We start from the raw sequence: 24,124 nt of genomic DNA, 5'->3' as shown, positions 1-24,124 counted from the left end.
AACCAACCAACTAATAGACTCTATTATTTGATTATTGTTACAGGAAATAGAAATTAAATTTAAAACTCTTCTGTAACTAAGTCACCTTGATTTCTAAAAACCAATTTATCATCAAAAGCATCTAATAAAATAATACTATCTGTAGTTACTTTACCTGCTAAAATTTCTTTACTCAATGCGTTTAAAACTTCTTTCTGAATCACACGCTTTACTGGTCTTGCTCCGTATTCAGGATTATAACCTTTGTCTGCTAAATAAGCCACAGCTTCTGGTGTTGCATCAAATGTGATGCCTTGTTGTGCTATCATTTTAGTGATACCTTTTATTTGTAAACCAACAATAGCGATAATGTTTTCTTTACTTAATGGTGTAAACATTATGGTATCATCAATTCGGTTTAAAAACTCGGGTCTTATTGATTGTTTAAGTAAGGCGAGCACATCTATTTTGGCTGCTTCAATAGCCGAATCAATATTTTTTGTTGCCTCAAAACGCTCTTGTATTATCTGGCTTCCCATATTAGAAGTCATTATAATTATGGTGTTTTTAAAATCTGCAACACGACCTTTATTATCTGTTAAGTGACCTTCATCTAATACTTGCAGTAATATATTAAACGTGTCTGGATGCGCTTTTTCAATTTCATCTAACAAAACCACAGAATAGGGTTTTCTTCGCACTGCTTCAGTTAATTGTCCGCCTTCATCATAACCCACGTATCCAGGAGGCGCACCAACTAATCTGCTCACTGCATGACGTTCTTGATATTCACTCATATCAATTCTGGTCATGGCGTTTTCATCATCAAACAAATATTCTGCTAAAGCTTTAGCTAATTCGGTTTTACCAACACCTGTTGTTCCTAGAAATAAGAAGGTACCGATAGGTTTTTTAGGGTTTTGTAAACCGGCACGACTACGCCTTACAGCATCACTTACAGCCTCAATGGCTTCCTCTTGTCCCACAACACGCTTATGTAATTGATCTTCAAGTTTTAATAACTTTTCACGCTCACTTTGTAACATTTTTGTAACTGGAATTCCTGTCCATTTTGCTACAACTTCGGCAATATCATCATACGTTACTTCTTCTTTTATAAGCGAATTTTCAGAATGTTCTTGTAATTGCTTTTGAAATGCCTCTAACTGTTCTTGGGACTCTTTTATTTTTCCGTAGCGTAACTCGGCAACTTTACCATAATCGCCATCACGTTCTGCGCGTTCAGCTTCTAATTTAAAGTTTTCAATAGCTTGTTTCGTGTTTTGAATATTATCAACAACGTCTTTTTCACTTTTCCATTTTGCATTTATCTCATTTCTAGATTCTTTAAGGTTTGCTAAATCAGAACGAAGCGACTTTAACTTAGTTTCATCTTTCTCACGTTTTATGGCTTCAATTTCAATTTCCAATTGCATGATTTTTCTATCTAAAACATCCAATTCTTCAGGTTTTGAATTGATTTCCATTCGTAATTTAGATGCTGCTTCATCCATCAAGTCGATAGCCTTATCTGGCAAAAATCGATTCGTAATATAACGTTGAGATAGCTCTACCGCACCAATAATAGCTTCGTCTTTTATGCGAACCTTATGGTGAGTTTCATATTTTTCCTTAATACCACGAAGGATGGAAATAGCACTTTCTGTATCAGGCTCATCTACAGTAACTTTTTGGAAACGACGCTCTAAAGCTTTATCTTTTTCAAAATATTTTTGATACTCATCTAAAGTGGTAGCACCAATGGCGCGAAGTTCACCACGAGCTAAGGCAGGTTTTAAAATATTAGCAGCATCCATAGCACCTTGTCCGCCACCAGCACCTACTAACGTGTGAATTTCATCAATAAACAAAACAATATCACCGTCACTGGTTGTTACTTCTTTGATAACTGCTTTTAAGCGCTCTTCAAACTCGCCTTTATATTTTGCACCGGCAATGAGCGCACCCATATCTAGAGCAAAAATTTGCTTGTCCTTTAAGTTTTCAGGGATATCACCATCTATAATTCTATGAGCTAATCCTTCGGCAATGGCAGTTTTACCAGTACCTGGTTCTCCAACAAGAATAGGGTTGTTTTTGGTTCTACGCGATAAAATTTGAAGGATTCTTCGAATTTCTTCATCACGTCCAATAACAGGGTCTAACTTGCCATCTTTTGCTAATTGATTTAGGTTTTTTGCATATTTACCTAAAGCATTATAGGTTTCTTCCTGACTTTGGGAGGTCACGTTTTCACCTTTACGAAGTTCATCAATAGCAGCGTTAAGACCTTTTTCGGTTACTCCTTGATCTTTTAGCATTTGTGCTATTTTGCTGTTCGATTTAAAAATAGCAATGGTTAAATGTTCAATAGACACAAAATCATCTTTCATTTTTTTAGCAATAATTGAAGCTTCGTTTAAACTTTTCCCTGCTTCACGAGATAGCATAAGGTCGCCACCAGAAACTTTAGAAAAACTTTCTAACTGCTTATCTAAAGCCTGTTGTAAAATGTTAATGTTAACATTCAATTTTTTTAAAATGAATGGTAATACATTCTCATCTACCTCAAAAACACCTTTAAACAGATGCTCGTTTTCTATTTGCTGATGACCATAACCTTGCGCAATTTGTTGTGCTTGTTGTATGGCCTCTTGCGATTTTATTGTATAATTATTTAAGTTCATAATGTTTTATTCTTTTTCTTTACAGCTTGATTAAGTCAATTATCTTACCAATAGCAATTGCAAGACAAAATGTCTTGACAAACCTTTGTTTTGGTGACTTTTAGTCAGTTTGTAAGATTTAAAATAAGTTACGACTTAGGTAAAAATAACACGATTTACTATGGGATTATTAAATAAACTATTCGGAAGTTCCACCGAACAAAGAGAAGAAAAAGTACTGCCTTGGATTCCTTTAAATGAACTACAACAACTTGAATTTATCGAGCAAAAATCGTCGACTAAAACACAGGTTATTTTTAAGCACTCCACGCGTTGTGGCATTAGTAAAATGGTTATAAATCAATTTACGGATGCTTATAATTTTACCGAAAAAGACGTAGATTTATATTATCTAGATTTAATTAATTACCGAGACGTTTCTAACGAAATAGCTGATAAGTTTCAAGTAATACACGAATCCCCACAACTATTGGTCATTAAGAATGGTGCTACAGTAGCCCATGCTTCTCACGGTGATATTAATAATATAGATCTTAGCAGATTTATATAAGATTAATGAGGTATCTAAACCATTTATACCTTCTTTAAAAAACCTCTTTAGCACTATTATTCATATATTTATGCGAATTAATCAAAAAGCATAATATTATGAAAAAAATAGTTTTAATTGGAATGGTTTTTTTGTTTGCAATGTCTTGTAAGCAAGACGCAAAACAAGCTTCAGATGAAACCGGATTTGATTTTGAAAAGCTACTCAATGATTTTAATGAAGAAGGTCTAGTTTTAGACCCCATAAAAGCTACAAATGCTGGAGATAGCAGGTATAATGACCAGTTTCCTAATTTTTTGTCGGAAGAATATGCTCAAAAAAAACGAGCATATTATACTAAGTATAAAGAGGCTTTAGCAAATATTGACGACTCAAAACTTACCGAAACAGAAAAAATGAGTAAAGCTGTTTTGGAGTGGGATTGCGATATTAACTTGGAAGCCATGACCTTTAAAAAGGATTTGATGCCTATAGATCAAATGTGGTCTAAAAATCTAGATTTCAATCAATATGCCGGTGGCACTAATGCGCAACCTTTTAAAACGGTTGAGGACTATCATACATGGCTAACTCGAGTAGATAACTACTTAGTGTGGTTAGAGTCTGCTAAAGAAAACATGCGTGAAGGTATGGAAAGCGGTTATGTATTACCAAAATCACTTATTGTTAAGGTCATCCCGCAGTTTGAAGGCTTATCCAAAGGCAATGTAGAAAATCACTTGTATTATTCACCTATTAAGAATATGCCAGAAAGCTTTTCGGATGAAGAAAAGGATAACATAAAAGCAGCATATGCGAGTTTGGTTGAAAACAAAATAATGCCTGCTCACCAAGCTATGACGGAGTTTTTAAAAAATGAATATTTACCTAAAGGGAGAACGTCTAGCGGTATTACTGGTACACCTCTAGGTGATGTTTATTACAATCATCAAATTAAAAAGTATACCACGACAACTATGACTGCTGATGAAATTCATACTTTGGGTTTAAGTGAAGTCGCTCGTATTCGTAGTGAAATGGAAGCTGTTAAAGAAAAAGTAGGCTTTAAAGGAGATTTAAATGCGTTTTTTGATCATGTACGTACCAATAGAAAACTCATGCCTTTTACAGAACGTTCACAGGTTATTGCTTACTATGATAGTATTCATGAGGTTATGAAACCTCAAATTAACAAGTTGTTTGGTAAACAACCAAAAACGCCGTTTGAAGTAAGACGTACCGAACCTTTTAGAGAAAAATCAGCTGCAGCAAATTATAATCGAGGCTCGTTAGATGGTACACGACCAGGTATTTTCTTTACACCAATTCCAGATGTAGAAAGCTACAATATTTTTGATAAAGAAGATTTGTTTTTACACGAAGCCATTCCTGGGCATCACTTTCAAATATCGTTGGCACAAGAGAACGAAGAACTCCCAGATTTTAGAAAAACCTTATGGTATAGCGCCTATGGAGAAGGATGGGCTTTATACACAGAATCGATGGGTGAGGAGTTAGGACTTTATAAAGACCCGTATCAGTATTTTGGGATGTTAAGTTCTGAAATTCATCGCGCTATTAGGTTGGTAGTTGATACTGGTATTCATGCAAAAGGATGGACACGTGAGGAAGCCATTAAATATTCATTAGAAAATGAAGCGGAATCAGAAGCCGATATAACTAGCGAAATTGAACGTTATATGGCAAACCCAGGTCAAGCCTTATCCTATAAAATAGGTCAGTTAAAAATAATAGAGCTTAGAGCTCGAGCAACCGAAGCTTTAGGAGAAGATTTTGATATTAAGGAGTTTCATAATCAGGTGTTAGAAACCGGTTGTATCCCATTACAGTTATTAGAGAATAAAATCGATAATTGGATTGCCGCTAATAAATAGAATGGATGGTTGTGTAAAAAAATGATTGGTCCTCATTATTTATTTGTTTATGGTACATTGTTGCAAGACATCAATAATGAGATGTCTAGGTTTTTAGCAAACCATTCGCAGTTTGTTAGTAACGGGTATTTTAATGGAAAGCTTTATGAAGTTAATCAGTATCCAGGAGCAATTTTAAGTGATAGCACAACAGGTAAAGTGTATGGGAGTTTGTTTAAAATAACCAATAGTCATCGTGTTTTTGAGGTTTTAGATGTTTACGAAGGTGTTGCCGAAGGTTTATTTAAACGAGCTATAATAAATACCTTTTTGCCTAATAAAACGGTGTTATCATGGGTATATCTTTATAATCAACCAACAACACATTTACAAATAATTACGTCGGGCGATTATTTAAACAAGGGTGATGATAATTAAGTATACCTACGTATTGATATTTGATAAGAACTTTATGACTTTACTTATCGACTGATATAATTAATTAAAACGACTTCATATCATATCCATAAGCGCAATCACAAAAAGCACATAAAAAAACTCCCAAAGTAATTTGGGAGTTTTCTTTTATTGTATACAATTTGATAGTTTGGGTTTTGAGAGTTTTGGTTTTTTAAACCATTCTAATACAGGTTTAAAATATCTACTAAATTCAAATGGTGCGAGTTCAAACCAAATTTTCATTTCGGTGCCTTTATTATTTTTAATAATAAGTCCGTTTTCAATGTCAAAATCTAAAAAATCACCGCTACTGCTTGTTTCAACTTCACCATCGCTATACGTAAATTGATTGTTTTTACCTAAATAAAACCGTATCGTTGTATAGGTATTAGGTTGTAAGTTAACAATGCCTTTAGTTCTTAAAAAATATCCTGAACGCATACCTTTAATTGGAGTGCTGGTTTTACTTTGTAAATCGACAATTTTATGTTCGTTCCCAGAGGTGTCAATGGCTGTTATTTTTTTTATGTTTAAATCCATTTGAGATACACCACATTCCTTTATTTCTGAATTTTTTAAAATCAATTCTTTTATGTTTCTTCCTTCATAGTCTAATTGTGCCAACAGATTCATTGCATATGGCGAGTAAGACCAAATATTTGGATAAAATGTTCTTTGTTTCATAATACTGTGTATTAAAATTATACGGTGCAAAAGTGCGACACATTTTAAGATTAAAAATCAACCATATTTTCCAATATATATGGTATATTAACCTTATTACATCAATTAGCATATATAGATGTTAATATAAAATACATTGATAAATTTTGAAGTGAATGTGCGGAGTGCTTAGTAATTGCGCATCGTTTAAAAGATGTATATAAAAAAACTCCCAAAATTATTTTGGGAGTTTTTTAATTTTTAAAAGAAACTGGGCTTATTTACCCATTATTCTAAACATGCCAGTACCACACGTTGGACATTTGCCTTTCATGGCTTTTCTTCCATTTTTCATGGTGGTTTCTGCAGCGTCTTTCATTTCTCTTTTAGACTTACACTTTACGCAATATGCTTCCATTTTTTAATTTTTAAGATTCATCATCAATAAAAGTAAGTTTTATAGGGCTAACACCCAAAGAAAATTATGATTTTTTTACTTTAGTTTAGTGTATAACTATTTATTATGTTCTTTAATTGCATTTTTAAGTCTTCACCAGTATCATAAATCATTTGCTCTTCGGTTGGAAATGGAATCGCGCGACGCTCTAAAAATGGAATTAAATTAGTATCTAAAGCTCTTCTATCACCTCGTGATGTTGCATAAATATGCTCAAATATAAATTCACTTGTAATAGGGAATGCATCCACCAATTGATTGGTTTTTAAATTCACGTATTCTACGTTACCAGCCACTTGAGTAGCTTTAAATTGAGTGAACTCATAATATTCGCAACGTACGGTTTTTAAGTTATCCACTTGTATAGCGTTTCCAAGACTGTCTTTTACAACCTGTCCATTCTCATCTAGTAAATTCCTTTTACCATCAGCAACTTGCTTTTCCTTTATAACTTGACGCTCTTTAATTTGCTCTGGAGATACATTAATATCTCTTAAATTAACACGCATATTATAGTCATAATTTACTTGGTCTTCTGGCGTATTATGGTACACTGCCCAAAAGTTGTTAAGTCCATAGCTACTAAAATTAAGTAAATCGTTTTCTAATCTGGTAGGAATCATTTTTCTGGTATCGTTAACCATATCTACCAAAACAAAGTCAGTTCCCTTTTGATGGGCTATATTCATTAGATTACGGACATCTTTGTAATTTGGATTTATAGATTCTATGTCCCTTAACATATTGTAGGCTGCTCTAATGTCAAACTTATTTATAGAATTGAGTAATGCATTAGCATTATTATATAATTGTAACGAAGCACTATTTTTATAGTCAATTAATTCGCTGCTATAATCGTTAAAGTTTAATTGTATGTCCCTACCATTTATATAAAGCGGTAAAAGAGGTTTAATACGCTCTTGACGATTATCTAAATTTATGTAGGTATTGAAAATAGCTAGATAACTTTCTGGGTTGTTATCTTTTTTAAGAAAGTTGATGTTTTCTAAATCTCTTTCCGTAGCTTTATTAAAGGCTTCTTCAAGTAAAATAATAATATCAGTTTTTCCTTTTCGGTCCTTATTGATTTGAAGTTTACCAATAGCGTCATTTATAGCACGATCGTAATTACCATAGCTAATAGTTTTTTCCATTTGTCTTCTTGTACTACAAGACAATATGAAAATTATAACAATTGTAGAGAGTAAAATTTTTTTCATGTCGTTTAGGGTTTTTGGTTTATTGGAATACTCTTCCAATTAGAGTGCCAAAATACTAAAACAACAGATAAAATGCTAATAAATCCGATAAAATGTACAAAATTTATACTTTATGTAAGATATAATTTACTTTTTAGTGTATATGGGAAGTAATTTTGTAGAAACTTCACCAAAACCTATACGCGTTCCATCTTTTTCACAATAACCTCGCATAATCACCGTATCATTATCATTGATAAACTTACGCTCGGTGCCATCTTTCATTTTTATAGGTTTTTCACCTCGCCAAGTTAATTCCAACATGGAGCCATAAGAATCTGGAGTAGGACCTGAAATGGTACCACTACCCATCATGTCTCCTGAATTTACAGGACAGCCATTTACTGTGTGATGTGCTAATTGCTGAACCATATTCCAATACATATACTTGAAATTGGAGTTGCTAACTACGGTTTCTTTAGCGCCTTTTGGTCTGATAGCTACCTCTAAGTTAATGTCGTAACTCTTTTTTCCTTTATATTTTAAGTAAGGAAGTTGAGGCTTTATAGGCTTCGGGCTTTCCACTCTGTATGGTTCTAGAGCATCCAAAGTAACAATCCAAGGTGAAATAGAAGAAGCAAAGTTTTTAGCTAAAAACGGACCTAAAGGTACATACTCCCATTTTTGAATATCGCGTGCACTCCAATCGTTTAAAAGTACCAATCCGAATATATACTCTTCGGCTTCGTCAATTGGAATGGGTTCTCCTAAATCGTTAGCATCCGTCGTTATAAAAGCCATTTCAAGTTCAAAATCCACCAATTTACTAGGACCGAATACAGGTTCCGTAGCACCATTTGGAAGGGTTTGACCTTGTGGACGATGAACAGGAATACCAGAAGGAATGATTGACGAACTTCTACCATGATACCCAACAGGAATGTGCAACCAGTTAGGTAACAGTGCATTATCAGGGTCTCTAAACATCGTACCTACGTTAGTAGCATGCTCGATACTTGAGTAAAAATCAGTATAATCACCAATTTGAACTGGTAATTGCATTTCAATTTCATCTAAACGAAATAATACAATTTCCTTGTGGTGTTTATTTTGTTTTAGTGTGTCGTTATTACTATCAAAAATTTGTGCAATTCTATTTCTCACTGCACGCCATGTTTTACGGCCATCAGCAATAAAATCGTTTAACGAATCCTGTAGAAAAATATCATCTGTTAAAGGAATACCATCAAAATAACCCAATTGGTGTAAAGCACCTAAATCTATAGCAGTATCTCCAATTCTTGTTCCAATGGTAATAATATCATCACGTGTTAAAAACACCCCAAAAGGAATGTTTTGAATTGGAAAATCTGAATTTTTATCGACGTGTAACCACGACTTTCTATCTGGGTTGTTAGCTGATAATGGCATAACTTATATCTTATTTAGTATATTAAATTGTATTCAAACCTACACATTTTTTTCATTTTAAAAGATAAAAATGCCTAAAATTTGAGTTTTCTTTAAACGTTAATAAATTGGTTAAAAACTTAGTAGTAAATATAGATTTTTTAGTGAATTTAACTAATGTATTTCCTATTTTTGCGCAATATTTAACAAGAAATAATTTTTATGCAACGCGACGAACAAATTTTTGAACTTATTGAAGCTGAAAAGGAACGCCAACTTCATGGATTAGAACTTATAGCATCAGAGAATTTTGTGAGCAATCAGGTCATGGAAGCTGCAGGTTCTGTACTTACTAACAAATATGCTGAGGGCTACCCAGGAAAACGCTATTATGGCGGTTGCGAAGTGGTTGATGAAGTAGAGCAAATTGCTATTGATAGAGCAAAAGCTTTGTTTGGAGCAGAATATGTAAACGTGCAACCGCACTCGGGAAGTCAAGCTAATACGGCGGTATTTGCGGCATGCTTAAAACCAGGTGATAAAATTTTAGGATTTGATCTATCTCACGGTGGGCACTTAACACATGGGTCGCCTGTAAATTTTTCAGGTAAATTGTACAATCCCGTATTTTATGGTGTAGAGCAGGAGACAGGAGTTTTAAACTACGATAAAATACAAGACATAGCTACTAAAGAGCAACCAAAATTAATTATTGCAGGTGCTTCAGCATACTCAAGAGATTTAGATTTTAAGCGTTTTAGAGCGATTGCTGATAGTGTAAATGCTATTTTACTAGCCGATATATCTCATCCAGCAGGATTGATAGCTAAGGGTATTTTAAACGATCCGCTTCCACATTGTCATATTGTAACAACAACAACGCATAAAACCTTAAGAGGACCAAGAGGCGGTATGATTATGATGGGGCAAGATTTTGATAACCCATACGGATTAACCTTAAAAAATGGAAGTTTACGCAAAATGTCTTCTTTATTAGATTCTGCTGTATTTCCAGGAAATCAAGGAGGTCCATTAGAACATATTATTGCTGCCAAAGCGATTGCATTTGGTGAAGCGTTGACAGATAACTTTTTACATTATCAATTACAAGTAAAAAAGAATGCTGCTGCTATGGCTGAAGCTTTGGTTGGAAAAGGTTATCACATTATTTCTGGTGGAACCGACAATCATATGATGTTGATTGATTTACGCAACAAAAATGTATCGGGTAAAGATGCGGAACAAGCCTTAGTAAAAGCAGATATCACAGCCAATAAAAATATGGTGCCTTTTGATGATAAATCACCATTTGTAACTTCTGGTATTCGATTAGGTACGGCGGCAGTTACCACGCGTGGATTAAAAGAAACGGATATGGTTGCTATTGTAGAATTGATTGATGAAGTTATAGCAAACTTTGAAAATGAAACGATTTTAGAAGCTGTAAAAGTGAAGGTGAATGCTATGATGAAAGACAAACCTTTGTTTGTTTAACGCATAGTTAAGAGATAAAAAAAATCCTGCTTTATGCAGGATTTTTTTGTTTTGGGCGTTCCCGTGCCCTTCGTCTCTGCTCAGGGCATACGGTCGGGCTTTCCACTATATCTTTTACTTTTGTTATTTATGCGAAGGGAGAAACTCTGTTGTTATGTTTTACATCCTTTTCAAAGTTATTGTCTAATTATTTAGAAAAGTAAAAGGATGCCGTTTCAATCCCTAACGTGTTGGTGTATCATTATGTTTTGGGAAATCGGTTGCGATTTTTCGCTGAAAGACTAAGTTAATTAATCATACGCGTAGTTGGCTGGTCGTTGTTAGTTTCTGCAAGAACATTCGTGGTGTTCATTTAGATATGCAATTGTTTCCATGCTAAGTTTTTCAACAATTGGAATACTTATATCAGTTAGTTTCTTAAAGTAAATACAAGCTTTTCCCATTTTGAATTTACCTAAATCTAGCAAAAGAGTATCACTTTTTTCAGTTTTTGAATAGACATATAGTGAAAATTGTGCTTTGCGTGGCGAGAAACCTAACAAAGGAGCATCGCCTTCATGACCGCTAGCATATTTATAGTGATAACTTCCAAATCCAATGATTGTCGGTCCCCACATTTTAGGTTCAAAACCTGACCATTCCCTCATTAATTCGATTAATTTATAACTATCTGCTTTCTTTTGTTCATTGTCAACATATGATTCAATAAAATCAAAGACGTCTACTTTCGTTTCGGTGGTCTTATTTTTAGCCATTTCGTAATTATTTTGAGATGCTCTTCAATACCTGCTAACGGTTTTGTATAACATATCGTTGTGTCGTGTTTCAATTTACGAATTATTCAGATAGGGAAAGAGGGTTAATATATTGATGTATATTCAATTTTTTTCTATAACCGATACAATGACCGTTATGCGTTGTTGTACTGTGGTCATAATATCAATTATCATATGAATCTATTTCCTTGATTACATTTTCACCTACTTCATCAAGTTGACTATATAAATCAATCATCCAATCAAACTGAAAAGCTGCTAAATTAATTACATTTCTATATGATGCAGATGAAGTGTACTCTTTAAAATCCTCGAAATATTCAGATTGAGAAGTAGCTCTTAAGCTTAATGAATCTGGAGGTAAGAAAGCTGTTGCGAGGACCAACGATTTATCAAACTGAGTGGAAAGATAATTTTCTTGCCCTTTTAGATACCCATTATAACTTTCTTCATTTTGTGAAATGTCATCTACAAGCCTGTGGTAACGAATCAAAAGGGAATCTAAATCTGTGTTGTTTATTTTACCGAAATAATTAGAATTTTTTAGAGCTTCATAGCCGCCTGTGTTAGGTTTGAAATGAAACTCCATAAAGGCAGACCCACAACCCATGAGCAGAAGCAGGTTTTCTTCTTCCTTTTTATCTAGAATTGCCGTTCTTGCTTTCTTACAAAGATTTCCAATATTTTTTCGATACTTAGTTAATGAATCCAACATTCTCATATCTTCTTGAGTATGTGATTTTATCTTTCCCAAGTATTCCCTCAAAATTTTGTCATCTTTCGTGACCTGATTCCAATTGTTTATCTGAAGAGCAATCAAAATCCCAATAACCACCAAAATAATTTCACCTATTGCATATTTTAAATACTTTCCAGTTTTTCCTTCTGAAAGTAGTCGCTGTCGAATGTGTCTGAAGAACTTAATCATGATGCGTACTTTTATTTTCTCCGCAAGCGGCTATCTCAACCAAAGGTCTACCAGACCTTTGATTTTGCTTCGCAAAATTTTGTTTCGATAATCTAAAGAATTTTATCATTGGTTAGTGGTTTCTATTAATGAAGCACAACGACCTTTGTTTAAGCCTAAAATAAGCAATTAATTATACACGTTGTTGTGCTTTCGTTATTTTTTATGATTCAGTTCGGTTTCAATTAAATCCAGAATTTCATTTGAATAGTTCAACATTTTTTTCTGCAAGTCCAATCTATTTTTTTCAAAAGCGGCTTTGGTATATAACGGATTTAAAATATTTGGATTTTGATACAATTCCGATATTATTTTATTGCGCTCTTCATTGTTTTTACCAATTCGTTCTGCTAATTCAAGTCTTTGCCTTAATTGGTTTGGATAAAGTTCTTCTCCGATAGATTTGAATTCCAGATGCAGTTGATTTAATAAATTCATTGATGCAGTCTCATCTTCGAATCCAGTATTAATTTCTGCCGAAAATGAAGCTAATTTAGCTTTTAAACCTTCATTCTTTAAAAGTTTTAAATCTCCACTGCCTAGCATAGATTGATAGCTTCCAACTAATGGTTCTGCTCGAAAATAATTCAGAGCTCCAAAGTGAATAAAATCGCCAATAGAATCTCTTTTATATTCTGAGTCTTTCAATTCTAAACATTCAATAAGTGATTTGCAATATTTAATCACATATGATTGTTGCTTTATAGTTTCAGAATATCTTTTTTTGTTTTCTAGAAACTCTTCTTGTAATGTTTCAAGAATAATTGTTTCGTTATTTTCATTAATTCGATTTTCATTCCAATTATTAATTTGAAGAGCAATTAAAATTCCGATAACTACTAATACAATTTCTCCAATAGCATAAATCAGATATTTACTGAATTTATTTTCGGTCAACAATCGTTGTCTAATTTTTCGGAAGAATTTTAACATCTATTTTTCATTTTGTTTTTTTTGACCACCAATGCGTTGTTGTGCTTTCGTTTTTTTTCACTCTCATTCGTTTAAATAGATGCTAATAAGTGATTGAAGATTATCAATGTCTTCAATAGTTTTCTTGTACCATTTTATTTGATTCGTTTCTAAGGTAATTATTCGGTAATGGACCAAATTTTTAAAATATGAATCTTTCCAAATTAATTTAATGCTTCTAGGTTTTGCATATTCTTGAAACGTAAGATTTGTAAAATTTTCTAAAAAATATGGTCTATTTACTTGATTTACACTTCGTTCTTGGTCAATAAGATCTTTTAAAAACACATAGTTGTCCTCAAAAAGATTTACGACCGCAGACCTTATTTCATCATCTTTTAATACTTGAAGCCCTGACGATTTTAAGTCTTCATAAAAGGCCGTATTTACACGTACAAAACGAAACCCATAAACTTTTCCAAATAACTTATTTATATCTGAATTGTTATCATGTTCTGGATAGTTTAGAAGAGAATCGAGGCTATATAACCCTATCAGATCAAGAGAATCTTTTCTTAAGGCATTTTTTAAAATTGATTTGTCTAATTTTAAACCACTGGATAATTCTGTTAAAATACCTCTTTCTTTTTTCGTGGCAACATTAGCAGAATTCCAATTATTTATTTGAAGAGCCAAAAGAATCCCAATCATTACAAGAAAAATTTCGCCGATAGCATAAAGAAAGTACTTACTGAATTTATTTTCAGTTAGTAGTTTCTGTCTAAATTTTCTAAAGAATTTTATCATTGGTTAGTTATTGGTCATAACGGTTGGGCTATGGTTTCGTTGCGTTGAGTACTAAGTTAACAAAAAGAAAGAAACCCATTGTTCAACAGCATGGAAATTCTGAGAGGAATTTCGGATCAATGAAATACACGTTACTGTACGGTCGTAATTGTCTTTTGAAACTCGTTTGGATTCTAGAATATTAAATCCATCTCCTTACTTTTTTACAATACCTTCTGTACTCTTCTCCAAAATCCTTTCTCAATCGAGGTTCTTCAACGAATATTATGAAAATATTGAAGGTAATAAAGACAAAGAGAGAGTAAATCCATAACTCAACTGATTGAAAATGGGCTGATTGTCCAATCAATATTAAAGTCACACCAACGTACATTGGGTTGCGTGAAAATTTGTAAATTCCAGCAACAACTAATCTCTTTGTTGGATCTATGGGAGAAAGTGTACCTCTTCCTTTAACAGCAATATTTATGATGCACCAAATCATTATTACAAAGCCAATCAGAAAAATAATAGTTCCTATAAAATGATGCAATTGCCAAACTTTGTCAAATAAGTTATTAATCCTAAAACCTGTAATCCATAATGGTATTAACCCTGCTACTAATCCAGGTTGCAAAATTGTAAAAAATAAATTTCTTATGAACAATGAAAACATGTATGGTTTTAAGTTTACCTTGGCTCCATTTATATGCCGTAAAACGGTTTTGTATAAGAATAGTTGCGTGTTTGTCGACGAGGATTTTCCGAAGGAAAATCAGAAGTTGGTAAATACGCAACGACTTTTAATTAAGCACAAAATAGCAATTATTTTTATACGTTGTTGTAGCCAGTTATTTTTTCAGATGCTCTGAAATATCAAAATTTCCGTTTTTCCAATATTTAATTGTTCCTCTATGAATTTCAGAATTCTTTTTTAATCTTAAAAGAACAGAATTCAAATGTTTTTCAAATTCATTATTTGTTTTTTTCATATCGTTCAGACTATCAAGAATAATTTCCATTAGCGTTTCTTTTTCCGCTTGTGAAGAATTCCAATTATCATATTCCGTTATGAATTCAGCAATTCGATTTGAGTCAGATATTTCCCATTCCCAATCTTGCATATTTTCGTCAAATTCCAATTTCAGTTTTTCGGCTAACTTTTTCCGAGTTTTTTGATTTGGAATAAAAATTTCATTTTCAGTACTCATTTTTTTAATTGGCTACAACGGTCTTGTATAAGATTAGTTGCGTTGTTTAAGCACCTAATTTAGCAAATACAAACCGAATAGAAAATCCGCGAGGATTTTCGTAAGTAAGCTTGCATTAGCAATTAATTTTATACGTTGTTGGGCGTAGTATTTATTAGTTCAATTAAATTTCTATAGTTATTGGCAATTTTCTTTAGTCCATTTCTATCGATAATCGTAATTCTTGAGTTATCCAGATATTCACTATTCATTTTTCCATTAGTCACTAAAACAAATTTACCATTCAAAATTTGTCTGCTATAGAAGTTAACTTGTTCAATAGCATTTCGGTTCATTCTTTTATTCTTATATATTTTGAATTCAAAATAATATGTTTCGTTATTAAAATCTGCTGTTAAATCAATTTGAAAATCTCCAACTTTTATTTCTTCCCGAATATTCGTAAATCCATTTCTTTCGAGTAAGTGAATGAAATATTTCGAAAATGAAATTTCATTCATCCCATCAATATCGCTAACGGTTATTTTATTTTGGTAATTCTGTATTCTATCTATTCTAACAATATCATCAAAATCTTGAATTTGTTCAATTTCAATTATTAAAACTCCATCTTTAAAAAGGTTGTAATGATTTCCTCTTATTAAAGTGTCAGAATCGTTTTCATAGTCTTTAAATTCAATGAACCCTGAATATGATAATAACTCCTTATCAACTCCAACAAATAGAAATTTTTGATTGTCGATTTCGTAAAATGAACCAGCGAACTCTTTATTGTCAAAATAAACTGTTGGGTCATTAGTTCTTAAATCCCTGAAAGTTTCATTTTTTAGTTCTTGTTCATAAGGTGTAATCTTTCCTTCCAATCTTTTTCTCATTTGAGAATAATATCTACTTAATTTACTGTTCCCTAGAAAACTAAAAACAGAGGCATAATGACCAGCTCTTAAAATATGATTTTCCATTGTTGGTGAAATATTACTTTGTTCAATTGGTGGGTCAAGAAACCTATTTGTACTAATTGAATTTTCATTAAGAACAGTGAGAGATGCAATTTGGACATCGCCTGGTTCTTTTGTTTTTTGGTCTAAAGCATTTACTTCTTGCTGAATCGAAGTTTGCATACTAGTTGAACCTTTGCATTCAAAAACTAAAATCCTATTGTCTGTTGTTTGACACTTCCAATCTGGTCTTCTTCCAGTTCCGTAAATCTTTTGAATTGTAGAACGTTTTATATTAAATAGTTTTTCGGCAATCACAACCGAAATTCCAATTCCAAAATCTTCCGAGATTGACGTTAGGGTTTCAGAACCATTAACTGTTCTAACATCATTTATTCGAACTCTAAATTCGTTGGTGTTTGAGTAAAGAGTTTCAATTAAGTCTGATTTATCACTAAACTTTAATCGGTTTGAAGGTGCAAACCTCCTAGATTGAATTGTTCCAATATGATAGATTAATTTATATAAATTAAAAGTGATATTTCTGTTGGTAGTGACTTTGTCTGCTGTATCTAATTCTTCTAAAAGGTCTTGGTCTATTTCAACTGAAATGATTTTGTTTGAAAAACGAGAAGTTAAATTTCGGATAAATGTCATTCGTTATTTCTGGTTTTTCATATTACGCCCAACTGGTTATATAGTAACTTTTATTTGGTTTATCCCATAAAAACGTCGGGATTTAGCAAGTTTTTATCAGGGTTATCTCGTAAAGATAATTAATTTTTCTTACAAGAATAACTACGGAACCTAAAGGCAAAAACACTTATTTTTAAAGTTCAAAATTTTATTAGCTTTTTTCGAGAGGACCTTCCCAAAGTACTTGTTCAATCATCCATTTATCGCCTCGTTTTGAGAGTAAAATATAGTCAATACCCCACCAAGCGGTAATTTTTGCCGAAGCAATAGAATTTCCAACATCTAAAACTTCTACTTTTTTTGGTGCATCTGGCTTAGGAAACTGCTTCTTTTCTAATACAATTCGTGCATATGCCAAAGCATTCTCAAAAGACATAGGGTTTTGTTGTTCATAATCACCTTCTTTATTTTTCCAAAAACCAAACTTGTTTAATGATGGTTGTAAACTTGCTTTAAGTTTAGATTCGTCCCCTTCATAAAATCCTTCAATATAATTTAGGCAAGCTTTTTCAACACTTTCTTTTTCAGCATTTGACTGGGCATTTACAAAAGAAAAGGTGGCTAATAAAACGAATAATACGATTGATTTTTTCATGGATTTGTTTTTTTTTGATTGATTTACGAACTTAAATATAGTCTTTTTTTAAAAAGGCTAGTGTTAAGAAAAGTCTATTTTAACGCCGCCAAACCATCTTGCAAACAAATTATAAAGTATGGCCTCTAGGATTCCTAGAAAAAAACCTGCAACCGCAAATATAGCGGGCATACCAATTAGAGCACCAAAAGCGAGTATGGTACCATAACTTAATCCGGGTGTTTCCATGGTAGTAGCTGAAAGTATATCCCAGCTAACAAGCATATCAATTATAAGACCACCAAACGAATATAGAATCCCCAATACTAAACCAATCAGACCACCCAAAAGCGTTTGAAATTTTGCAAATGAGAATACGCCAATTCTTTTTATTTTTTCCATAACCAACTTGTTATAAAATTAACTAACGAACACCAACACCGTGCGGTTATAAAGAACTACTTAGAAGTGTTACTAAGTTAAGTAATATTTTTTTATGGAAGTAAAATAGTTGAAACGCTTTAATCTTCCTCAGGAAAGGTGATATGCTGATAAGCTCCTAAATCTGGTGCAGCGGTTCGGTTTACATTTAAAATATCTACAGATACTTGAGATGCAAAGGTTGCGTTACCTTGGTTAATAGCAGCAGATTCTGTACCAATAATTAGTTTATTTAACTCGGTATCTAAAAAGTTAGGGTCTTGATTAAAAAGATTGCCTTCATATTTACTGGTGTCATTTAAATCGTAATTAGGACCTGTAAAATTGTTGTTGGTATTTTCAAACCTAATTAAGCAATTAGTAAACTTAAAATTAAAAACAACGGAAGCATCTTCTATTTCATCCAGCAAAATTTCAGGATTATCATTTCCATAAATAATGCAGTTATTAAAATTGGCTTCATTTAAATCAGCTAATATGGCTACGTTATCTTCATCAATAATAAAATTATTAAGATAAACTGAAGGGAATTGCCTAAAACTGTTGTTCCAGTAATTTACAATAGTTGAGTGTGTAAAATTGTATTTACCACCTATGGTGCCTGCAAACGATGATTGTCCTGCATTGTTTATAACCACATTTTCACCGGCAATAGAGGTGTTTCTGCCTAAAATACCAAAAGCGCTGGAATTGTAAATTTGCGAGTTTGTTATATTAAGTTTATTGTTCACGTCGTCGGGGTTTCCATCGCTTAAAATACCAACCGTAGCATTTTTAATAGTTGCATAATTAATCGTGTTATTTACGCTTCCATCCAACAACCAAATTGTGCCCCATTGCCCTGGTACTTCCGAAAAATTAGGCTCTAATCGGTCACCTTCAAAAATCACCTCATTTTCGAGCAGTTCTTGGTCTGTACTAAATGCACCATTAACATTGATAGATGCACCGTTTGAAACTATAATGCCAGAATTGTCATGAAAATGTACGCGTGCACCAGCTTCAACAGTAAGAGTTTCATTTACTGGTACAGCGGCAAATCCATATATAACATAAGGTTTTTCATTGGTGAAAGTAAGTTCGGAAGGCAATAATTCCCGTCCTTGTAATTCGGTTTCAACAATCTCACCGCCAATATTAAGTGTGAGCGTTTCAATCACTTTTGTAGTATTATCTCGGTTGGGATAAATAAAAATAGCGTCTTGTACTAAGGTAACTAACTCTACTTTTTGCTGATTGGAGCCAGAATCAAATTCTATTTGATCGGTATATAAATACGTACCATTTGGGTTTGGATAATTATTGATGTCGATTGTAGATTCAATAAAAATATACAAACTATCTTTTGCCAATATTTCTACATTGTCAAAAACTTTACCAGCTATACCATCAACACTTAAACGATAATTAGACGTTTCGCCTAAAGCTAAACGCACCGAAGGAATAAGAATATCACTATCACTTCTATTGTAAACTTTTAAATTATAAGTGCTAGAGCCAATGTTAGTAAAAACAGTATCTAAATACACCGTATCTTTTGAAAATTGAAGACTTCCTGTACTAGGTGAAAAAACAAAATCTTTTCTACAAGAACTCCAAAATATTAAAAAACCTAGGGTTAAAACTATATAAAAGTAACGTTTCATTAAAAAGGGCCTGATTTGATGGCTAAAAATATAACTTTTGAAGCTATGATTTATTATAACATGGACGAAATTTGAATTAGAAGTAGTTGATATTTACTATTATTCTATTAAATGAGTACCCTCAGACAGTTCAATATTGTATATAGAACAAGATTTTCCAAAAGTTTTTTGATATGCTTTTGAAGTTATTTCCGAAAATTCTTTGGCAAAATTTCTATCTACTAAATTTATGGTACAGCCACCAAATCCGCCACCCATCATTCTAGCACCTAAAACGTGTTGACTTAGTTTTGCTTGGTCTACTAAAAAATCTAACTCTTCACAACTTACTTTATATTGATGTTGCAACCCGCTATGAGATTGAAATAATAATAGACCCAAAGCATCCAAATCACTATTTTCAATCGCTTTAGATGCTAATAAAACACGGCAGTTTTCTTCAATTACATAAAGGGCTTTTTGATAATCATTTGGTGTTAACTTGTCTTTTATAGTTTCCAAGTCTTGAACTGTAGCATCCCTTAAGGCATGAACACCGAGTATTTTGCAAACATTTTCGCAAACGGTTCGTCTGTCGTTATAAGCACTATCCGATAAGCTATGTTTTACGTTGGTATTTATTAGCATAAGTTGATGATTTTTAAAATCGATTTGGTAAGGCTTCGATTCCATAGTTCTACAATCTAACAGCAACGCATGGTTTTTTATACCAAACATACTAGCATATTGGTCCATAATACCGCATTTAACACCTACAAAATTATGTTCAGCCTTTTGAGAAATTAGTATCATTTCTTGTTTTGTAAAACCTAAATTGAAAAGTGTGTTTAATCCAAAAACAATACTATTTTCTAATGCGGCAGACGATGACAAGCCAGAGCCAACAGGGATATTACCTTTAAAAACTAAGTTGAAATTGCCAATTTCTTTATTCTTTTTTTTAATCTCAGCAATAACACCAAACACATAATTTTCCCAACTTCCTGATTTAGAAGGTTTTAAATTGTTTAAATCGAATTCAATTTTATTATCCAAATCTAATGCATAGGCGGTACTATAATTAGTGTCGCTATTTTGGATTGCAGCCACAATACCTTTATTTACTGCCGCTGGAAATACAAAACCATCATTATAATCGGTATGTTCGCCGATAATATTTATCCTTCCGGGAGAAAAAATAAGTATTGGTTTATTTTTAAATAATTGGAAGAATTTTGTGGAAACGTCATTAATTAATAATGATTGCATTTAGTAGATTTTATAGGATTATTAATGACTTTTTTATTGATTTCTATTTTTAATTTAAAACTTTTCTACGATACTTTTTTAATCAAATTTATAAAAATTAAATCTTTATATTTGGTTCCTTTATATCACTAATTAAACTAAATATAGCATGATTGGAATAATTTCTTTTGTTGGCTTCACATTAATGGTAGCCATAATTTCTTATTACGCAACACGTTCAACAGATGAAAAATCATCTGATGGCTATTTTCTTGGAGGCAGAAGTTTAACAGCGGGTGTTATAGCAGGATCTCTGTTACTAACCAATTTATCAACAGAGCAAATTGTAGGCTTAAATGGTAGTGCATATACTGATGGATTATCGGTTATGGCATGGGAAACCCTAGCAGCAATAGCCATGGTAGTTACAGCTGTTTTCTTATTACCACGATATTTAAAAGGAGGCTTAACTACGGTGCCTCAATTTTTATCGAAACGATTTGATGTTTCGACCAAGACCATTACTTCAGGATTGTTTTTAACGGGTTATGTGGTTGTTTTACTTCCAGTGATTTTATACTCAGGTTCAGTGGCTATTAGCGGTATGTTTAACGTTCCCGAGATGCTTAATGTATCAAATACAAAAGCCTTGTGGATGTGTATTTGGGGAATTGGAATTATAGGCTCCATTTACGCCGTTTTTGGTGGATTAAAAGCGGTAGCTGTATCGGATAGTATTAATGCTATTGGACTTATAATAGGCGGACTTCTTATACCAGTTTTTGGTCTGATGGCTATTGGTGATGGTAGTTTAACCGCTGGCTTAGATACCTTAATGAGTGCTAACCCTGATAGATTTAAGTCTATGGGTCAACCGGGTCAGGAAGTTCCATTTAGTACTATTTTTACAGGAATGATGTTGGTGCAATTGTTCTACTGGGGAACCAACCAACAAATTATTCAAAGAGCTTTGGGTGCTAAAAACTTAGCTGAAGGACAAAAAGGATTATTGTTAGCGTCCTTTTTAAAGATTTTAGGTCCGCTTATTTTGGTATTACCAGGTATTATAGCATATCATTATTTTGAAGGCGGATTAGCTACCAGTGATTTAGCATACCCGGAATTAGTTCGTGCTGTTCTACCAAAATATCTAGTAGGATTTTTTGCTGCCGTTTTATTTGGTGCCATTTTAAGTTCGTTTAATAGTGTTTTAAATAGTTCAGTCACATTATTTGGTATCGATATTTATAAACAACATATAAATAAAGATGCTGATGAAAAAACAGTGGTAAAATATGGTAAAATATTTGGTATCATATTAGCTGTTTCTGCCATGTTTATAGCGCCTCTTATCGCGAATGCGGGTAGTTTATTTAATTATTTACAAGAGATTAATGGTATTTATAGTATTCCAATTTTTACAATTATTGTAGTTGGTTATACAACGAAACGAGTGCCTGCAATAGCGGCTAAAATTGGAGTTATTTCTGGATCATTGCTGTATATTTTAAGTCAGTTTATACTAAAGCCTCATTTTATTGAAAATGCTTTAAACGAAGCTAAGGCTTCAGGTATTACTGATGCAGCTGCATTAAAGCTAGTTGAAGCGGATGCTTACCCTCATTTTTTACATGTTATGGCGATTTTGTTTATACTTAATATTTTAATAATGCTCGCCATAGGGAAGATAAAACCAAGAGAAACGGCCTACGAATTAGAATATACAAAACAAGTTGATATTGAACCTTGGAAACACACTAAAACCGTTGGAGCTTTGGTAGTATTAGTGGTAGTATCCATTTATATTTACTTTGCTTAAATTTATTAAAGATTTCTTTTGGTTAGATATATAGTTAATTTTATATTTGCGCACCGGAAAATAAAAAGTTTTCCAATATGGTTTAGGTCGCGTAGCTCAGTTGGATAGAGCATCTGCCTTCTAAGCAGACGGTCACAGGTTCGAATCCTGTCGCGATCACAAAAAGTCTTAACTAAATTGTTAAGACTTTTTTGCTTTATAATACTTTCGAAGTTACGATAACAATCTTCTCATCGTGGTGGTTTGTTGTAAAAAACAAATATGCGTGACCTCCATCCTTAATGTTATTTTTTTTGCGAATTTGTTGTACCGTTTCTGGGAAGTTTCGGGTAGTAATATTTGCTTTTGTAATTCCCGCCTTTTTTAAGGTTTTTTTATTGTAAGGGATTACACGTTCTATTCTAAATATTCTACCTGGGAATTCAACTAAGTTTTCGCTTGTATATAAATGGGAGTGTTTATGCAGCTTAAATACATTTAATTGATTTGAAACTTCATCAAAAGCTCCAGCCTTTAATATGGCGGAATTAGGCTCATATAAATAGGTAAGTGGTTTACTGTATTTCGATTCTGAGTTTTTTTTATTGTTTAAAGTAAAATGGAATTGTTGAATATCATCATTTTTAATATTCACCGTTTCAATTTGAATGGAGCTATCAAATTCTTTTTCTAAAACCCAAAGTAACTCTTTAACCTCATTGTTTACAGCAACAACATGAATGGCCTTTACATGCTTCAATTCGTCAATACCAATTGATAAATCCAGTAGTGGCGAGGTTTTAATCAGGATGTTGTTGGAATGATTAAATAATAAGTCGATATGTTCTGGAACATTAGGTAAGCAATCTTTTAAGAAGAAAACTTTGCCTTTTGTGTCATGTCTTCTGGAAGGATCAATATAAATCCAATCATATTTGTTTTTTGAAAGCAATATATATTCAATGCCATCAGTTGCAATGGTCGTTATATTTTTAGTTTGAAGTTGTTTGTAATTATGAGCAACAATATGAGATAGACCTTCATTAATTTCACAATGTTTAACCGTTTTAAACTGTTTTGAAAAGAAATATGCATCAACTCCAAAACCACCAGTTAAATCTATTATTGAGTTTCCTTCAATTAATTGAGATTTATATTTAGCGGTAATTTCAGAAGAGGTTTGCTCAATATTTAACTTATTGGGATAATATATGTTTTTGGTATTAAACCATGTTGGTAATTTTTTTTCACAACGCTTTTTTGCTTCTATTTGTTCAATTATGTCTTTCGTTGAAACTTCTAAAAATGAAGTGCCTTTTAAAAGTAATGAAGAAATATCAGTGTTTAAATTATCATTTATAAACTCTTGAATTTCAGTATTTAGAATTAATGGATTCAAGT

At 32.7% G+C, this 24,124-nt stretch carries 22 protein-coding genes and 1 tRNA gene; 6 read left to right on the top strand and 17 right to left on the bottom strand.

Translation table 11 applies throughout. The annotated features are described in order from the left end of the window. Nucleotides 1–59: 59 nt before the first annotated feature. Complete coding sequence (gene clpB, locus L3X39_RS05845; RefSeq protein WP_237230838.1) at nucleotides 60–2,666, bottom strand: ATP-dependent chaperone ClpB; 2,607 nt, start codon at nucleotides 2,664–2,666, stop codon at nucleotides 60–62. 160 nt (nucleotides 2,667–2,826) lie between these two features. On the opposite strand from clpB, the gene ytxJ reads away from it, so the two are divergent. The 3 genes from ytxJ to L3X39_RS05830 all read left to right on the top strand — a co-directional run bounded on the left by ytxJ (nucleotide 2,827) and on the right by L3X39_RS05830 (nucleotide 5,507). Continuing rightward, entirely contained in the window at nucleotides 2,827–3,216 is a 390-nt protein-coding gene (ytxJ, locus tag L3X39_RS05840) for a bacillithiol system redox-active protein YtxJ (RefSeq protein WP_237230837.1), read from the top strand. Between the two features lie 98 nt (nucleotides 3,217–3,314). Beyond that, entirely contained in the window at nucleotides 3,315–5,090 is a 1,776-nt protein-coding gene (locus L3X39_RS05835) for a DUF885 domain-containing protein (RefSeq protein WP_237230836.1), read from the top strand. A 21-nt stretch (nucleotides 5,091–5,111) separates the two neighbouring features. Beyond that, nucleotides 5,112–5,507 (top strand): gamma-glutamylcyclotransferase family protein, encoded by a 396-nt coding sequence (locus L3X39_RS05830; RefSeq protein WP_237230835.1) that lies wholly within the window; start codon nucleotides 5,112–5,114, stop codon nucleotides 5,505–5,507. Between the two features lie 147 nt (nucleotides 5,508–5,654). Here L3X39_RS05830 and L3X39_RS05825 read toward each other — a convergent pair whose 3' ends face one another. From L3X39_RS05825 to fahA, 4 genes are all read right to left on the bottom strand, one after another. Next, complete coding sequence (locus tag L3X39_RS05825; protein WP_237230834.1) at nucleotides 5,655–6,212, bottom strand: hypothetical protein; 558 nt, start codon at nucleotides 6,210–6,212, stop codon at nucleotides 5,655–5,657. A gap of 256 nt (nucleotides 6,213–6,468) precedes the next feature. After that, entirely contained in the window at nucleotides 6,469–6,609 is a 141-nt protein-coding gene (locus L3X39_RS05820; protein ID WP_237230833.1) for a DUF5679 domain-containing protein, read from the bottom strand. An 80-nt stretch (nucleotides 6,610–6,689) separates the two neighbouring features. Next, entirely contained in the window at nucleotides 6,690–7,868 is a 1,179-nt protein-coding gene (locus L3X39_RS05815) for a hypothetical protein (protein WP_237230832.1), read from the bottom strand. Between the two features lie 126 nt (nucleotides 7,869–7,994). After that, a complete protein-coding gene (gene fahA, locus L3X39_RS05810; RefSeq protein WP_237230831.1) occupies nucleotides 7,995–9,278 on the bottom strand; it encodes a fumarylacetoacetase in 1,284 nt (427 codons plus the stop codon). A gap of 201 nt (nucleotides 9,279–9,479) precedes the next feature. On the opposite strand from fahA, the gene glyA reads away from it, so the two are divergent. Beyond that, nucleotides 9,480–10,751, top strand: a complete 1,272-nt coding sequence (gene glyA, locus L3X39_RS05805) for a serine hydroxymethyltransferase (RefSeq protein ID WP_237230830.1) — start codon at nucleotides 9,480–9,482, stop codon at nucleotides 10,749–10,751. Nucleotides 10,752–11,071: 320 nt separating this feature from the next. On the opposite strand, the gene L3X39_RS05800 is transcribed toward glyA, so the two are convergent. The 11 genes from L3X39_RS05800 to galK all read right to left on the bottom strand — a co-directional run bounded on the left by L3X39_RS05800 (nucleotide 11,072) and on the right by galK (nucleotide 20,946). Then, nucleotides 11,072–11,506, bottom strand: a complete 435-nt coding sequence (locus L3X39_RS05800) for a DUF1801 domain-containing protein (RefSeq protein ID WP_237230829.1) — start codon at nucleotides 11,504–11,506, stop codon at nucleotides 11,072–11,074. A gap of 184 nt (nucleotides 11,507–11,690) precedes the next feature. Then, nucleotides 11,691–12,455, bottom strand: coding sequence for a DUF6090 family protein (locus L3X39_RS05795; protein WP_237230828.1), 765 nt, complete (start codon nucleotides 12,453–12,455; stop codon nucleotides 11,691–11,693). 195 nt (nucleotides 12,456–12,650) lie between these two features. Then, nucleotides 12,651–13,427, bottom strand: coding sequence for a DUF6090 family protein (locus L3X39_RS05790; protein ID WP_237230827.1), 777 nt, complete (start codon nucleotides 13,425–13,427; stop codon nucleotides 12,651–12,653). Between the two features lie 63 nt (nucleotides 13,428–13,490). Further along, nucleotides 13,491–14,213, bottom strand: a complete 723-nt coding sequence (locus tag L3X39_RS05785) for a DUF6090 family protein (protein ID WP_237230826.1) — start codon at nucleotides 14,211–14,213, stop codon at nucleotides 13,491–13,493. Between the two features lie 181 nt (nucleotides 14,214–14,394). After that, nucleotides 14,395–14,868 (bottom strand): methyltransferase family protein, encoded by a 474-nt coding sequence (locus tag L3X39_RS05780; protein WP_237230825.1) that lies wholly within the window; start codon nucleotides 14,866–14,868, stop codon nucleotides 14,395–14,397. A 175-nt stretch (nucleotides 14,869–15,043) separates the two neighbouring features. Further along, complete coding sequence (locus L3X39_RS05775; RefSeq protein ID WP_237230824.1) at nucleotides 15,044–15,403, bottom strand: hypothetical protein; 360 nt, start codon at nucleotides 15,401–15,403, stop codon at nucleotides 15,044–15,046. Nucleotides 15,404–15,531: 128 nt separating this feature from the next. Beyond that, the gene (locus L3X39_RS05770; RefSeq protein ID WP_237230823.1) at nucleotides 15,532–16,998 is read right to left on the bottom strand and encodes a restriction endonuclease; all 1,467 of its coding nucleotides are present in this window, start codon (nucleotides 16,996–16,998) and stop codon (nucleotides 15,532–15,534) included. 190 nt (nucleotides 16,999–17,188) lie between these two features. Next, nucleotides 17,189–17,632, bottom strand: coding sequence for a nuclear transport factor 2 family protein (locus L3X39_RS05765; RefSeq protein WP_237230822.1), 444 nt, complete (start codon nucleotides 17,630–17,632; stop codon nucleotides 17,189–17,191). A 63-nt stretch (nucleotides 17,633–17,695) separates the two neighbouring features. Continuing rightward, nucleotides 17,696–18,013, bottom strand: a complete 318-nt coding sequence (locus L3X39_RS05760) for a DUF3566 domain-containing protein (RefSeq protein WP_237230821.1) — start codon at nucleotides 18,011–18,013, stop codon at nucleotides 17,696–17,698. 119 nt (nucleotides 18,014–18,132) lie between these two features. Beyond that, complete coding sequence (locus L3X39_RS05755) at nucleotides 18,133–19,698, bottom strand: hypothetical protein (RefSeq protein ID WP_237230820.1); 1,566 nt, start codon at nucleotides 19,696–19,698, stop codon at nucleotides 18,133–18,135. 99 nt (nucleotides 19,699–19,797) lie between these two features. Next, a complete protein-coding gene (gene galK / locus L3X39_RS05750; protein ID WP_237230819.1) occupies nucleotides 19,798–20,946 on the bottom strand; it encodes a galactokinase in 1,149 nt (382 codons plus the stop codon). A gap of 148 nt (nucleotides 20,947–21,094) precedes the next feature. Here galK and L3X39_RS05745 point away from each other — a divergent pair, with 148 nt between their 5' ends. Beyond that, nucleotides 21,095–22,744 (top strand): solute:sodium symporter family transporter, encoded by a 1,650-nt coding sequence (locus tag L3X39_RS05745; RefSeq protein ID WP_237230818.1) that lies wholly within the window; start codon nucleotides 21,095–21,097, stop codon nucleotides 22,742–22,744. 85 nt (nucleotides 22,745–22,829) lie between these two features. Further along, a tRNA-Arg gene (locus tag L3X39_RS05740) sits at nucleotides 22,830–22,903 on the top strand. Between the two features lie 37 nt (nucleotides 22,904–22,940). Here the strand turns inward: L3X39_RS05740 and L3X39_RS05735 are convergent. Beyond that, nucleotides 22,941–24,122 carry a THUMP-like domain-containing protein gene (locus tag L3X39_RS05735; RefSeq protein ID WP_237230817.1) on the bottom strand — a complete coding sequence of 394 codons (1,182 nt, stop codon included), beginning with the start codon at nucleotides 24,120–24,122 and terminating at the stop codon, nucleotides 22,941–22,943. Nucleotides 24,123–24,124: the final 2 nt, after the last annotated feature.

The organism is Flaviramulus multivorans (assembly GCF_021728415.1).
In the GTDB taxonomy this organism is placed as follows: Bacteria; Bacteroidota; Bacteroidia; order Flavobacteriales; family Flavobacteriaceae; genus Sabulilitoribacter; species Sabulilitoribacter multivorans.
The sequence above is the reverse complement of the archived record's forward strand: the minus strand, read 5'-3'. Positions and strand labels throughout refer to the sequence as shown.